General features: G+C 56.0%; 8 protein-coding genes and 1 tRNA gene. 4 read left to right on the top strand and 5 right to left on the bottom strand.

Going from position 1 to position 15193, the window contains the following annotated elements; translation table 11 throughout:
- Positions 1-67: 67 nt before the first annotated feature.
- Positions 68-5530, bottom strand: coding sequence for an acyl-CoA dehydratase activase-related protein (locus GKC41_RS05460; RefSeq protein WP_154313322.1), 5463 nt, complete (start codon positions 5528-5530; stop codon positions 68-70).
- Between the two features lie 507 nt (positions 5531-6037).
- Between GKC41_RS05460 and xseA the strand changes: the two genes are divergently transcribed.
- Complete coding sequence (gene xseA / locus GKC41_RS05455) at positions 6038-7312, top strand: exodeoxyribonuclease VII large subunit (protein ID WP_154313417.1); 1275 nt, start codon at positions 6038-6040, stop codon at positions 7310-7312.
- A gap of 105 nt (positions 7313-7417) precedes the next feature.
- On the top strand, positions 7418-7741 hold the full coding sequence (locus tag GKC41_RS05450) for an exodeoxyribonuclease VII small subunit (RefSeq protein WP_044097639.1): 324 nt from the start codon (positions 7418-7420) through the stop codon (positions 7739-7741).
- A gap of 7 nt (positions 7742-7748) precedes the next feature.
- On the opposite strand, the gene GKC41_RS05445 is transcribed toward GKC41_RS05450, so the two are convergent.
- A complete protein-coding gene (locus GKC41_RS05445; protein WP_154313321.1) occupies positions 7749-8774 on the bottom strand; it encodes an endonuclease/exonuclease/phosphatase family protein in 1026 nt (341 codons plus the stop codon).
- A 208-nt stretch (positions 8775-8982) separates the two neighbouring features.
- Here GKC41_RS05445 and GKC41_RS05440 point away from each other — a divergent pair.
- Positions 8983-9055: transfer RNA gene (locus GKC41_RS05440), tRNA-Arg, on the top strand.
- 311 nt (positions 9056-9366) lie between these two features.
- On the opposite strand, the gene GKC41_RS05435 is transcribed toward GKC41_RS05440, so the two are convergent.
- Both GKC41_RS05435 and GKC41_RS05430 read right to left on the bottom strand, forming a co-directional pair.
- Positions 9367-10119 (bottom strand): Fic family protein, encoded by a 753-nt coding sequence (locus GKC41_RS05435; protein WP_229281661.1) that lies wholly within the window; start codon positions 10117-10119, stop codon positions 9367-9369.
- A 1288-nt stretch (positions 10120-11407) separates the two neighbouring features.
- On the bottom strand, positions 11408-12667 hold the full coding sequence (locus GKC41_RS05430; protein WP_154313320.1) for an AbiH family protein: 1260 nt from the start codon (positions 12665-12667) through the stop codon (positions 11408-11410).
- A 459-nt stretch (positions 12668-13126) separates the two neighbouring features.
- Between GKC41_RS05430 and GKC41_RS05425 the strand changes: the two genes are divergently transcribed.
- A complete protein-coding gene (locus GKC41_RS05425; RefSeq protein ID WP_154313415.1) occupies positions 13127-13996 on the top strand; it encodes a class I SAM-dependent methyltransferase in 870 nt (289 codons plus the stop codon).
- Positions 13997-14286: 290 nt separating this feature from the next.
- On the opposite strand, the gene GKC41_RS05420 is transcribed toward GKC41_RS05425, so the two are convergent.
- Positions 14287-15141 carry a helix-turn-helix domain-containing protein gene (locus GKC41_RS05420; RefSeq protein WP_154313319.1) on the bottom strand — a complete coding sequence of 285 codons (855 nt, stop codon included), beginning with the start codon at positions 15139-15141 and terminating at the stop codon, positions 14287-14289.
- Positions 15142-15193 lie beyond the last annotated feature (52 nt).

The following is a 15193-nucleotide window of genomic DNA, read 5'->3' as shown; positions in this document are numbered from 1 at the left end:
TGATCTTCGTGGTTCAGCAGTTCCGGGGCCGGCGCGTTATCTACAAACACCGTCCCCGGCCTGACGACTACAGGCTCTCCAGAACCTTCTCCTCGTCCTGAACGGTCGATTCCGCGGGCTGGGATTCGACGGCAGCCTTACGGTCCTGGCTGAGCTTTTGTTGGTCGCCCGGCTTCTTGGCAGCGGCGATCATCAGCTTGATCCTGTTGAGCTGGTTGGCTTCCGAGGCGCCGGGATCGTAGTCGATCGAGACAATGTTGGCCTCAGGGTAGGTCCTGCGGATCTTGCCGAACATGCCGCGTCCCGTCACATGGTTGGGCAGGCAGGCGAAGGGCTGTGCGCACACGATGTTTGGGGCGCCGGACTGGATAAGCTCGATGATCTCGCCGGTCAGGAGCCAGCCCTCTCCGGCCTGAACACCCAGGGAGGTAACCGAGGCGGCCTTCTCCCTCAGGTCACTGATGTGGGAGGGAATGTCGAACTTCCCATGGGAAGCCTTGAAGCCGGCGATCATGGGGGCACGGTAGACATCAGCAGCCTTGAGGACGATCTTCTTGACACCCACCTGGCCGCCGGTGCCCAGCATCTCCTCGTTCCATTCGGCGTTGGAGATGCCGTTGACCATGAAGTCGCAGACGCCGGGGAGTACAGCCTCGCAGCCCTGGCTTTCGATCAGGTCGACCACATGGTTGTTGGCATCGGGATGGTACTTGACCAGGATCTCTCCGACTACACCCACTCGAGGCTTGCGGGGGATATTGCGCAGGGGCAACTGGTCAAAGGCCCGGATCATCCGCTTCATCAGCGTGCGGTAAGGCAGATATCCATGACCGTAGACCTTCTTGGCGGTCTTGGAGTACCCGTGGTGTTCGATGGTCTCCTTGCAGATCGTGTCCCAAAGCTTGTAGAGCCTGTTGGCCGAGCCGGGCTCCTGCTCGTAGGGGCGGACCCTGAGCAGGCATTCGATCATGGCATCGCCCAGATAGAAGGCCTTGACGGCGCGGTGCAGCAGAGCCGGAGTTACCTGAAGGCCGGGATTGGCCCGGAATCCTTGAACGCTCAGGGTGATGATGGGGACGTAGCCATAGCCGGCATCAGCCATGGCCTTGCGCAGAAGGCCATAGTAGTTGGTGGCCCTGCACATGCCGCCGGTCTGAGTGACGATGACCGCGCACTTGTGCGGGTCGAACCTGCCGGACAGGAAGGCGTTCACCAGCTGCCCCACCACGATGATGGCAGGGAAGCAGGCATCGTTGTTGACGTACTTGACCCCGGTATTGATATCTTCGGCTGTGGCATGCTTCAGGAGCTCGAAGTGATAGTCGGCGCTGGAGAAGACCGCCTCCAGGAGGGAGAAGTGCACGGGGGACATCTGCGGTGCCACCACTGTGAATTTGTGCCCCATCTCCTTGGTGAAGCGATGCTCGGTGGCGTACTTGGACAGGGTCGGCTTGGCAGCGGCCCCGCTGGGCTGAACAGCTTTGTCCTGTTCAGCCGGGCGCTCTGCCGACTTGCTTTCGGCTTCCTTCTGCCGCGATGCCATGGTCTCCCGGATGGGTCTGATGCCCATGGGGTGAAGACCTATCAGACCCTGATCGCTTTTGTCGTGCAGGGCCACGAACCGGGCCAGAGCCACGATGTCGGCCTTGCGCTGGGAGAGGTTGATCTTCTGCGCGTTGGTGGACCGGAACCCATCGGATTTCGGCTGGTCAGGCGCATCCGCTTCCACTGCTTCAATATGGCTTGCAAGGTCTTGCGAATCTTGAGAATCGGATGAATCCTCCGCTTTGACCCGGTCAGGCGATGGGTCGTCGGCAACCTTAGCCGCGACCTTCACAGGCGCCTGCTCCATAACGGACGCTTCATTCTGGTCTTCGCTGTCCTTTTGGGTCAGATCCCGCTGATGGCGTTCGTCCATGGCGGCCTTCAGCGAGCGCAGACGGATCTTGGCTGCGCCCAGGTTGGAGACCTCGTCGATCTTCAGCTGTGTGTAGACATCGCCCTTGTCGGCCAGAATCTCCTGGACCTGGTCGGTGGTGATGGCATCCACGCCGCATCCGAAGCTGACCAGCTGGACCAGCTGCAGGTCGGGATACTCGGAGACGAACCTGGCGGCGGAATAGAGCCTGGAGTGGTAGGCCCACTGGTCGGTCACCCTCAGAGGCATCTTCTGATGGTCGTCACCAAAGCCCGGCACGGTCTTGCGGAACTTGGCGGCTGTGGGGTTGTTGGAGGCCAGGGCCCGCTCCCCTGCCGCCGGGATGATGTAGTCGCTCAGCTTGGGCAGTTTATGCACGTCCAGCTCGCAGATCGAATCCTCGGAGAGTACAGCCATGCCCAGGGAGCAGATGGTCTCGGGAATGCCGTGGTTGACCTCGGGGTCCACATGGTATGGTCGTCCGGACAGGACCACGCCCTTGACTCCGTACTCCTGCATGTAGGCCAGGGCACGAAGCCCCTCCTGGCGGACATCCTCCTTGAACCGGGCATCCTCACGGTAGGCCTCCTGGACGGCCGTCCGGGCCTCCTCCTCGCTCACCTTGGCCCAGTCGAAGACCTTGACGATCCGCTCAACCATCTTCTCCTTGTTGGACAGGTTGAAGTAGGGCCGCATGAAGCGGACGCCGTTCTCCTTGAGCTCGCCCATGTTGGCCTCGATCACCACCGGGTAATTGGCCACGATTGGGCAGTTGTAGTGGTTGTCCGTATCCGGAACCAGCTCCTGCTCGTAGGTGACGCAAGGGTAGAAGATGGTCTTGATGCCCTTGTCCACCAGGGAGTGGATGTGCCCGTGGACCAGCTTGGCCGGGTAGCAGATGTTCTCGGAGGCGATGGACTCCATCCCGCTCTCGAAGAGCTCGTGGTTGGACCGCCCGGAGATCATGACCCGGAAGCCCAGCGAGGTCAGCAGGGTGAACCAGAAGGGGTAGTCCTCATACATGTTGAGCACGCGGGGAATGCCGATATCGCCCCTGGTGGCCTTGTCTGGGGTCAAACGACGATAGGCGAAGGCCCGCTTGTACTTGAAGTCATAGAGGTTGGGCCTGTCGGAGCGCTTACGGTTCTTGTCTCCGCCACGCTCGCAACGGTTCCCGGTCACATAGCGGCCGCCGTCTTCGAATTCGGTGATGGTCAGCTTGCAGTGGTTCTGGCAGAGCTTGCAGACATCGTGGGTGGTGGTCATGGACAGGTTGTCCAGATCATCCCCTGCCAGGATGGAGCTGACCACATGGCCGTCCTGCACCTTCAGATCGGGCAGGGTCGTCTTGAACCCCTGGTCGTTCTTGGAGGCCATCTTGTTGACGGCGGCTGGCGACAACTTCGTCTTGGTGGAAGCTGGCGCCCTATTGGGGGTGGTAGGCGTGCTGGCCATGGACTTCTCCCCGTCACCCACGTTCATGGAGGGGTGGGCCACGTGGGAACTGGCCGCAGCCAAATCCTCGACCTCTTCATTCTGCGGGCAGTGCATACGGGCCGTCAGTGCGGCACCATATGCTCCCATGAGCCCGGCGATGTTGGGCCTGGTCACCTGGCGACCGGTCAGGAGTTCGAAGGCCCGCAGAACAGCATCGTTGAGGAAGGTGCCTCCCTGGACCACAACCACCGGCCCCAGGGCGTTGGCGTCACGCAGCTTGATGACCTTGTAAAGGGCGTTCCTGACCACCGAGTAGCAGAGTCCTGCGGCGATATCCTCCGGGGAGGCACCCTCCTTCTGAGCCTGCTTGACCGAGGAGTTCATGAAAACCGTGCAACGGGAACCGAGATCGGTCGGAGCCTCGGAGGCCAGCGCCTGCTTGGTAAACTCCTGGATGCTGATGCCCATGGACTGGGCGAAGGTCTGCAGGAAGGACCCGCAGCCGGCCGAGCAGGCCTCGTTGACGCAAATCGAATCGATGACCCCGTCGTTGACGGCGATGTACTTCATGTCCTGTCCGCCGATGTCGATGACCGAGGTGACACCGGGGCTGATCTCCTCGGCGGCCCGGTAGTGGGCCATGGTCTCGACCACGCCCTCGTCAACATGCAGGCCGGCCTTGACCAGACCCTCACCATAGCCAGTAGCGCAGGCGCGGGCGATGTAAGCACCCTCGGGCAGGGACTTCCTGACCTCCTTGACGATGTTGGCGGCGGCAATCAGGGGGCTGTCCTTGTGCACCCCGTAAGTGGACCAGACGATGGTCTTGTCGTCGTTGATCAGGACGGCCTTGATGGTGGTGCTGCCCGCATCAATGCCCAGGAAGTGCGGCCCCTTGGCTCCGGACAGGTCCCCGGTAGGGATGACCTGGGCACCATGCCGGTCATTGAACTCCTTGCGCTCCTCCTCATTCAGGAAGAGCGGGCGGATCGTTCTGGCTGTGGAAGGCATGTTCTCCAGGCCCTTCAGGGCGGAGAGGACGCCATCCAAGGAAGTCAGATCAAAATGCATGTCTTGATCCTGGCGAGCATCCTTGCCGGTCTCGGCCGCCTGGACTTTATCGTCGCCGCCGACCAGCGTGGTGGTGCGGCCATCCTGCATGGCATCCTGCAGAGCCATCTTGTCCAGGTTCGAAGCCTTCTCAGACTGTGCCTTGTCGACCTCCGCCTGGTCCAGTCCCCAAGCAGGACCGAAGGGGTCGTTCACATCTGTTTCTGGCGAGTAGTCGGTCTTGACCTGCGCAGCCTTGTCCTGGTCGTCCTGGTCGTGGCGGCCAGCCATGATGGCGGCGCCATAGGCCACGTAGAGGTGTGCGTTCTCAGGGATGATGTAGCGACTGACCCTGTCCTGGAGGATCCGCTTGAAGGCTTCCCGCAACTCGCTCATAAAGAAGAGAGGCCCGCCCAAAAAGATCACGTTGCCACGGATGGGACGCCCGCAGGCCAGACCTGAAATGGTCTGAGTGGCAACAGCGTTGAAGATGGATGCAGCCAGATCCTCCTTGGCGGCTCCGTCGTTGATCAGAGGCTGGAGATCGGATTTTGCGAAGACCCCGCAACGCGATGCAATGGGATAAATGGTCTTGTACTTGGAAGCCATATCGTTCAGGCCGGAAGCATCGGTATTGAGCAGGGTGGCCATCTGGTCGATGAAGGCTCCGGTCCCGCCTGCGCAGGATCCGTTCATCCGCTGCTCCGGGGTAGGCTTCAGATAGGTGATCTTGGCATCCTCGCCGCCCAGCTCGATGATCACGTCCCCCTCGGGATAGGTGGCGTTGATGGCCTCGGTCTCGGCGATGACTTCCTGGGCGAACTCAGCCTGGAGCTGACTGGCCAGTTCCAACCCGCCCGAGCCGGTGATCACCAGGCTGATGGGGTTGCCGGCCAGGCCAACCCGTGACAGGGAAAGCTTGATGTCGGTGACCAGTTCCGCCACGCACTGCCGCACATTGGCATGGTGGCGGCGATAGTCACTGAAAAGCGCTTGATCCAGCCTGTCCCCTGTGCCGAGAACCACTGCCTTGACTGTGGTGGAACCGATGTCCAAACCCACACGCAGGAGATCCCGCGGTCCTGTGCCCTTATATCGACCCGCTATGTCGATGCCATCAGACATGAAACAACCTCAATCCGTGAGACCGCCGCATGATGGGTTCGAAAAGCAGACACCACATCATATCCGGCTTGCTTTATTTATGCTACCGCCAGAGCGTGAATAACTTCTGCGGTATGGAGGAATCAAGACTGTCTGCTTTGACACAGCCAACAGCAAAACCGCCTCTGCTGCAGGCAAGCCCCAGACGAGGGAAGGTGCATCAAGGCGTTGTTCCAACCCTTCTCCTCCACACTTTCGCCGCAACCCCAACCTGTCCGCAATCGGAAGAAATGGAACTGTGCCCTCGGCGAAATCGGCTCAGGAGCAGCCAGCAGAGGACCTGTGGGGGACCTGCAGAGGACATGGAATTGTCCCCGTATTGAGAGACCCTGAAAGGACGTTTCCTTCGCCGACCAACCCGCATACCATCCTGTACAGGCTATGCCGGATGGATTGGCCAGGCTGGCGGAACCGATGGTCAGGAGGCATCAGGTGCGAGCATACATGGGTTCGAACATGCGCGGGTCGATGGGTGCGCCGTCTGGCTCAGCCCCGTCTGGACTGGCCCCCAAGCCCTTGGATCAGCTGCCCCGCCTGGCGCGGGATACCACCGAGGAAGACCCCTGGCCGGTCAGTGTGCTCAGCCAGAAGTACCACGACGCAGTGGCCCGCTGGCCCGGAGCCTGGGTGGAGGGTCAGATCGTGGAGATCAACACCCGCCGGACCGGTTCGGCATATCTGACCCTGCGCGACAACTTCGAGGACATCTCCATCAACGTCATGGGCTTCCGTGCCTTCGCCACCCAGGCCAGGGAGTTCCGCCAGGGCGACCGGGTGGTGGTGCACGGACGGCCCGACCTGTGGATCAAACAGACCCGTCTGAGCTTCATGGCCGACCGGATCAAGCGTGTGGGCACCGGCGACCTGAAGGAGCAGATCGACCAGCTCAGGCGTAAGCTCAAGGGCGAGGGCCTCTTTGACGCAGAAAACAAGGTTCCCCTGCCCGAGTTTCCCCGGCGCATCGGCCTGATCTGCGCACCCAAGGCCAGAGCCGAGGGGGATGTAATCACCAACGCCCGTCTGCGCTGGCCCACCATCGAATTTTCGGTAGTGCACGCCCACGTCCAGGGCCCTCAGTGCCCGCCCGAGGTGGTCGAGGCCATCCAGAAGCTGGATGCTGATCCGGCTGTGGATGTGATTATCGTGGCCAGGGGCGGCGGCAGCTTTGAGGATCTGCTGGGCTTCTCGGACGAGTCCGTGGTCCGGGCCACGGCGGCCTGCGTCACCCCCATCGTCTCGGCCATCGGCCACGAAGACGACTGGACCCTGATCGATTTGGCGGCGGATCTGCGTGCCTCCACCCCCACCGACGCAGCCAAGAGGGTGGTACCCGACCTGGTCGAGCAGGAGGGCATCATCCAGGAGGCCCGGATGCGCATAAACGCGCGAATCGAGAATATGGTCGAAGGCGAGACACGGCTGATTGAAGGTTATGCCAACCGCCCCAGCCTGACCAAGCCACAGACCATGCTGGACAAGCCCCAACGGCTGGTAGATGAGTCCCTGGTTCGCCTGGACATCGCCCTTCGTCGGATCGTGGACGACGCCTCCCTGACCGTGGAGAAGCTCCAGTCCTCGCTGACCGCCCTTTCTCCCCAGTCCACGCTGGACCGCGGATACGCAGTCGTGCAGACCCTGGACGGGAAGGTGGTCGTCAGTCCCCAGCAGGTTCAGACCGATCAGGATCTGACCCTGACTGTCAAAGAAGGCCGGATAGAGACCAGGGTCGTCAGCGGACAGTGACCGGTCCGACGGGATCTGCCGCGTATGATCATCCGCGATACTTATCCACATCACCAGAAATTTGATAACGCACCAGATAGAAATCAGATAAGAAGAGGAGCAGGCATGAGCGACACCGACGAGGAGCAGACCAAGGAGCAGGGCAAGGAACAGCCGGTACTGGCTTCGGCCTTGAGTCAAAAGGAACGCGAGACCATCGCCAAACTGCCCTATGAGCAGGCTCGGGACCAGCTGATCCAGGCGGTTCAGGCCCTTGAAGCCGGTGGCCTGGATCTGGATGCCTCCATGCGTCAGTGGGAGATCGGCGAAGCCTTGGCCAAGCGCGCCCAGGAGCTGCTGGGTCAGGTGCGGGCCAAGCTCGACGCCGCCCAGCAGGAGCAGGCCAGCGCCGGAGCCCAGGCTGGCACCCAATCCAACCTGGATGCCTGAGAGCCCTCTACTCCACCATCACCGTGGCCAGCAGGGCCGCATGATCCGAACCTGCGATAGGTATGGTCTGAAGCCGGTTGGCCCTGATGTCACGGTCCACAACAACATGATCGATGGCCACCAACCTGGGCAATGGGGATCGGTTGGCCGGCCAGGTCATGCTCATACCATGCCCGGCCTGACGCGCCCCATCACTGAACCGCTCCCCCAGCATGTCTCGGAAGACTGCATGATCATAGGTGGCGTTGAAATCTCCCATCAGCACGTATCGAGTGTGCTCGTGCTTCCGAAGCTTCCCCAAGTCGGACACGCTGCGTCGCCAGGCATTCCAGCTGCCCGGTTGCGGCGAGGTGGTGTGGACCGAGACGAATCTGACGCTGGTCTTCCCCCTGCCGAAGTCAATGCTGGCCGCCGGCATCATGGAAGAGCGAGAACCCACATCGTCCTTTGAGGGCGACTGCATCGGCGCGGCCGTCCAAAGACCGTTGGCATATTCTTTCGAAGATGTGGAAAGCTGCTCATGTGGCAGATAGCGGTCGATGCCGGCCTTGTGCAGACTGTCCACAAAATCCTTGCTGACCTCCTGCAGAGCCAACACCTCGACACGGTTGTCGCTGACAGTCTTGACGATCTGATCGGCATCGGCCTGGCCCTTGTAGACATTCAGGGTCATGACCCGAGCTACGTCGTCATAGCGGTCGGGATGCTCAAGGGCCATGAGCTGATCAGCCTGGCCATTGAGCTCGGATCCTTCCTGGTAGAAGGGATACTGCCAGTAGACATTCAGAGCCACGGCGGCGATAAGGACCAAAGCCGTAAACCATCGTGAAGCCATAAGAGCCAGGACCAGGGCAAGGAGGCCCAAGAGGATGAACCAGGGCGTCAGAGCAACCAGATCCGGTAGGTATGGGATCGAAGACAGCCATGCAGGGCAGGCACGCGCCGCTAGGGCCACCAAGCTGACCAACGCCAACAGCCTGGCCACCCACCCAAAGATATGCCTCACCAGGAAGGACTGTCTGAATCTCGCCATGGTCTCCTCCAGCAAATCATCGCCAACCCGGTCCCCTCTTAGGGATGTATAGTCAGTTCGACCGTGGAGCAATTGTAAACCATGGACATACGGCGGGCTGGAATAGGGAGCCAACTTCTCCAGGAAGAGCACGGCTACAGGGCCTCCCCCTGGGCCTGCACATCAGCGGCCTGCCCAAGTCCCACTTCGTGGTACAGTAGTTTCCGTTGCCCCGGTAGCTCAGGGGATAGAGCACTTCTCTCCTAAAGAAGGTGTCGTGCGTTCGAATCGCATCCGGGGCACCCTGAAAGTTCAGAAATAAAGAAGTACCAGGCTTTACTCTCTGCAACAGTTTCCCAACCCTATGGCTTATGTATTCTGACGCCTCGCCTTAAGTAACCCCCGCTGCCTGCTTCCACACATGTACATTGGCATGGGTGGCCCGTCGCGGATTAGGTGTCGGTAACGTTAGTCGAGCTTATACGCGGTCCGGCTGAATGCAGATGCCGGGCAGTCCATCGAAGTCAGAGCGATCAATCAGGTACGGGCTGATTCACACCATGTGCTGATCGTTATGCTCGTTTGACCGTCCAAAGCCGAAAGTAAGAAGACGCTACAGAGTGGGGCTATCCATCTGAGTTCCGCGAGTCTGTTGAGGAAAAGAGGACGGCACGTCGTCCCGATTCTCTTTCTGTTCGGTCTGCAGTGCCTGCTGCCTGTTCCACTCGGCCAAGTGGCGAATGATCGTCTGATCATTGTTGAGGTAATAAGCGGCCAATTCCCGGTTGAACCAGGTTCTGTCCTTATCACTTGTAGGCACAGTGAGCAGATACCGGTCGCCGTGCCCAATCATCAACCCGTTGCCAGCGAGCAGCGCGGTCCTCTTATTGCCGTCACCAAATGGCTGCATTTTGGCTAAGCCAACGAAAAGACGCACCGCACCTTCCAGAATGTCCTCCTCAGTTGCTCCCCTCACGGTGCTTTTTATCAGAGATGCGATGGCGGCAGGATCAGGTAGAGGTGGCTCGTACCTTCCCAAAGGGGTGTTGACCATGACGGGAGTGCATTCGTCGCGCAGCTTGCCGGGTTCCATGGCCGCGGTCCTTGTCATCTGTGCATTGATGGACTTTACGTACGCCAGGTCAATCGGCTTGTGCGCATAGTCATAGTGCAGGATGTACTCTGCAGCCTGTCGCAAATCAAGCAGAAGGTTGTAGTCAGCCTTGGAATTGACAACTTGGGGGTTGCCCGTGCGCAGGAACTCTTCAGTAGCCATGAAGGTCGACTGCAGTCCATCAAAGGTGCGGCCCATGGAGTACAGGAGTCCGGCAAGTTGTTTGGTGCTCAGCAATCCGTACTCGCTCATGTGCGTTTCCCTCCGTTCTTGTTCTGCTTAAGATTCTCTCATGCCGAGCGTGTACTGCATATGCTGTTCTCGCCCAGATTCCAACCCGACCAGCAAGACAATGAGGTCGACTCTATTGAGTAGTTACTCGATGCGGCTGGTGGTACTCACCATATCGACGCCCTGTCATCCGAAAATGTTTACCGAATTATTACTCATAATGTTTATCGGTTTCCGTTTTCTGTTTTGTTTTGCTTTTATTTGTGCATCCATTCTCAGGCATCAAACCTGCAATACATAAGAACGGGAAAGGTCATCATCGAAGGCGTTCATATCTCCCAACCCATATCTGGCTTTGTGACACTCTATGCCGCATGCAAGGCGTTTCGAAAGATACTCCCCTTCCTAATGGAAAAAGAAACGTTCTGCATAACTTGATCGCCGACAGATAGTGTTTCGCGTATTACAAGACGAAGGATCAGCAAACTATATTGGTCCTTGATAAAAGTAAAGTAGATGCTGCACAACACGTCCTGGCGAAAAATGCCGTAAGACAAATTTTGACCAAACAAAACTTGAATGTTGCACGGGAGTACGCAACGCTCGAGCTTATGATAGAAGCGGTGAGTAGCCAGTGCCAAAGAATCGGATTAGAGAAATACACTAGCTGTACATAGACAGCTTTTGCATATACTGTACTGTCGGCATTGCCACGTGCCCGTAGGCTGACTGTCACTCAACATGTGCGAGCAGATACGTCAACTCCATCGGTTCGGCAGATACGAGTACCAGGCAACACGAGCAGGGCCCCATTTTGGACAGGCTGATACTAGGCTTAGCTGACATACCAATGGTTAAGCTCTGACACACCATGATGAGTGAGTCAGAAGTCGGCTGCACCCTGATATTGAAAGACGAGGAATTCGTCTCGACTAATGGTAAGTCCGCTTGCTCTTAACAGACACGGTAGATTGCCAAATCAATAATGTCAGTGAGAGAGTAGGGAGGCTACCGGCACGTACATCCGGTCTTGATAAGCAATCGCCAGCCCGAATGGAAACGGGAGGTCGAAAACCCGTCGTCCGGAGTTTATGGGATATCGAAGTCAACAATCAGCTAAAATTGCTTCGGCTGGTGCCATTCGAAAGGACAGCACGATAACCTAAAGCAATCGGAGCTTTCATACGTGCAAAACTAATGCGTAAACGTATATAGAAAATTGTTGGCTTCTTCACAATTGCTGCAGGATTTCATTTTGAATCTATGAAGACCCGTCGGATGATAATTTGACCATTCAATTATATTCGCATTACTTTTTATGTCTGCCCATAGGAGCTTGCTTGATAGTCAGTCTACCTTCCAAAAGCAGCTTGTGTAGCAGGTTCTTACCATGATCTTTATTATTTTGAGTTTGACCATAGGTGACGATAAGACGATTGACTTTCTCGAACATCTCCTCCTGCACACTCTTCTCTCTCTGCCTTGTCTCCTCTTCATCATTTAAACGGTGTTTGTTATAGTAGAAAATAAGCCGTGTATTGCTCTCGTAAAGGTCTACTTCATCGAAGATAGCTTGAAAGTATGAGTAGTCTGCATCACCCAAGGAATGACCGAAGAACTTGATCATGTCCGTCACTCCACCTGGGGAATAAGACAGATATGGGCGGACCAGAGATCTGTGAGAATGGCTGCTCAGCGCCATAAGACGATACGTTTTCGTAAATTTAACGATGTTCGCATAATATTCATGATCTGTACTTAATTTCGTTCCATCTATGCCGAAAATAATATTTCTTTTGTTGGCCAAACCGTGAACGTTAAGACAGGTCGGCTTATTTCCCCAATCCTCTATTATTGGGTACGTATAATTGAAATCCAATATGTTGACCGATGCTGAATCACCTTTGTACTGCTTGGCAGAAATATTGGCATTGAACGCAGGTACGGATGTTTGGTCATTGACCAAATTCGTCAGCAAGCTGGTTGCACGAATCAAATAATCAGAATTCTCCTCTATTTGTTCCTGCAGGTAGTTGGCAAACGCTTGCTCATAGCGGCGCAGTTCACGCAGGAGAATATCCAGGAGTGTTCCGGGCTGACCATCCCAGCGGTAGAGATCGCATGCATACATTAATACGTACTGTTCCGCTTTTACAGGAAATGCAGAGTTAGAGTCCTTATTCTGATCGGATTTTCCATAGTCCAGACAGATTTGTAGTATATGATTCTTATAGGAAGCATTATCAGGTGCCAGATGGTAATCGACCCAGGTTCTGATGCAATCCTCTATGTCATACCATGTTCTTTGTTGTCTGTCCTCATACAGAATGAAATCCCAAACAGTCAGGCCCTTCTTCCAAAGCCAGTAGGACAGTAAATTGCCTTTTCTTAGTATCCCATCTGGTCGGGTGATGTCAATGTACGTCAGATGTTTCGATACCTTTAATACTTTGCTTATTTCCTGGACTTTTTCCAGCCTCGTTTTCATGAAATCGTTGAAACTGGATTTCAGCCCGCACTGGAGGTCAAAACCATTGCCGAGTATTAACAGCTGGCTATTAGATGACAATGCAATCTCCTTTTACATCAGCTTCATCGCCATTCTGACATAATTAACTATATATTTCTGAAATGAAAAGTCCGATGCTGTAACGGATATCTTATGGACTCAGCAGGTTACTTGACCAGATTTAACACGTCACTTTATATAGCCCCATCTTTTTTGAACATAGTTTTACGATGCTGTTTTCCTCACCCTCATGCGGAACACCATGTTTTTGGCAAAGTGGGTATTTGAAGATAGCTTACAAACCTGCAATTGAAAGCCAGTAGATAACGTATGATAACAGGAGGAACCAACTGTCGTGATCAAAGTCGACTTGATTGAAATCGACACAGCCAGGCTTCTAATATTCATTGTCAACTTGCCAAATGATGCCGATAGTATAGCATCATTACAGGTTTGAACATCGACAGGCTCAATCACTGTCGATAAGCATCATTCGAGAGAAATACCATGCCTCATCAAATGCACCGAAACAAGGATGTAGAAGATAATCTTCTCAACTGGAATGACAGGGCAGTTGTGCACGCCAACGGCGGTTATGGAGACCTTGACGCTTTTGCGGATGACCCATCCGCCCTGTCGCCCGTGACCTTGCGCGATCTGGAGGTTTTGAAGCCCCATCTGCCCGAACACAGCATCAAAGGGCTGCGCCTTTTGCATCTGCAATGCCATATAGGTTCTGATACCCTGTCATGGTGGCGCTTGGGAGCACGAGATGTATATGGACTGGATTTCTCCCCGACCTCGCTGGATTATGCCAGGAAACTGTCTGAGCGGGCCGGCGCATCCATAACCTATGTTCAAAGCGATGCTCGTTGCGCTGCTGATGCCATGCCCCAGCAACAAGGCTCGTTCGATGTCATCGTCACCAGCTGCGGAACCATCACCTGGCTTCCCGATCTGAAGGACTGGGCTCGTTCAATAGCCACCCTGCTAGCAGACGGCGGAATATTTATAATCCGCGACAACCATCCCCTGCTCTTCGCCTTGAACAATGAGGGCTTGTCTATAGTTCAAGATTATTTTGGCGGAACAGAAACGACTTATGAGACTGATCAAAGCTACACCTCAGCATCCGACTCGCTCGAAGCTGGGACAAAACCCCGAATTACGCACACCACCAATCACAATTGGGCTCATGACTTTCAGGAAATAAGCAGTGCTCTTCTGGATGCCGGACTGACCATAGAGGCCATCGGCGAGCATAATGTGGACGACTGGCAGTCACTGCCAATGCTTGAGTACAATTCTGATCTCCAGGGATGGGTCATGCCCCACGATCAGCCTCAGATCCCCCTGACCTTCTCGATGGTAGCCAGGAAGAAAGCCTAGCTGAGCAGGTACGAACATGGTCTGGCTTAGACAAGGTCTGACTTAGCCCGACGACCTTTCAGGCAGATTTGCTGCTGCTCCTATTCCATTCAGCATACGTTGCGTAAAGGAATAGGAGCAGCATTTCAAACCGAATTACGGTAACGAATTATCGTTCACCTTCGATTCAGCCTATGTCGAGGAACAGATGCATGAAAGGCCGGACTTTGTGATTGCGTAAACCGCGCATTTTAGAAATGCGTTTATACGGGTAAGCCGCTGGAGCCGACAGCACAATCAATACGTGTCAGTCACCCGCCCTGCTTGAGCCTGCGATACTTCATAGGCGTCATACCCGTGCTCTTCTTGAAGGAGGCACACAGTGAGGATTCGGATGTGAAACCGCACTGCTGGCAAATCTGTCGTATGGACATCCCTGTGTTTACCAGCAAATACTGCACCGCATGAATCCGGGAATCCACCAGGTAGGCATGGGGCGTGATGCCGGTCTCCTGCTTGAACAATCGGATGAAGTGGTACTCGCTCAGAAAGACCCGCTTGGCCAGCTCGGAGACGGTGAGCGGCTCATACAAGTGGGAGGACACATAAGCGATTGTGTCCTCTACCACCTCCTCCTGCTTTCGTTTGAAGGATCGCGGCTGCTCATCGGCAAACTCGGTGAGCAGGTCGGTGATGTATTTGGACATCCTCGCTTCCGAATAGCCGTTTTCCGCTGTCATCAAGGAGGTAATGGTCCGCATCCGCTCCAAGGCGTAGGTCTCGGAGGAGAGCATGAAGACATTGCTCAGCTTCCTGATGATGTAGTCGTAGTATGGCCGGGCCATGATGCCGTCGAAGTGGAGCCATTGGGCGGTCGTCGGGACATCGGTGCCGTAGGCATGGTGCGCGTAGCAGTTGACCAGCGCAAACCGGCCCTCCTCAGCCACAAAAGAACCTTCGGGCAGATTCAGCGTCAGCCTGCCACTATCGATATGAATGATCAGATAGCTGTCAAAGGATCGTCGCTCCAGCCTGTAGCCGGGTTCATAGGAGAATTTGCCCACCCGCAGCGGATAGAAGAAAGTCGTCCGCGCAATAGCCGAAGGAGTATGAATCAAAAAGTCAGAGGCATTGACATCGATGCCGTGTTCAGCAGGCTTCGCCATGACGTACCCTCCTTTCCGCACAAACCAATTTCCCCACGAATCACGGACAGCC

Source organism: Bifidobacterium asteroides, from assembly GCF_009683175.1.
Lineage (GTDB): Bacteria > Actinomycetota > Actinomycetes > Actinomycetales > Bifidobacteriaceae > Bombiscardovia > Bombiscardovia asteroides_H.
Note: the sequence above shows the minus strand (reverse complement) of the source record. Positions and strands in the feature narration are given on the sequence as shown.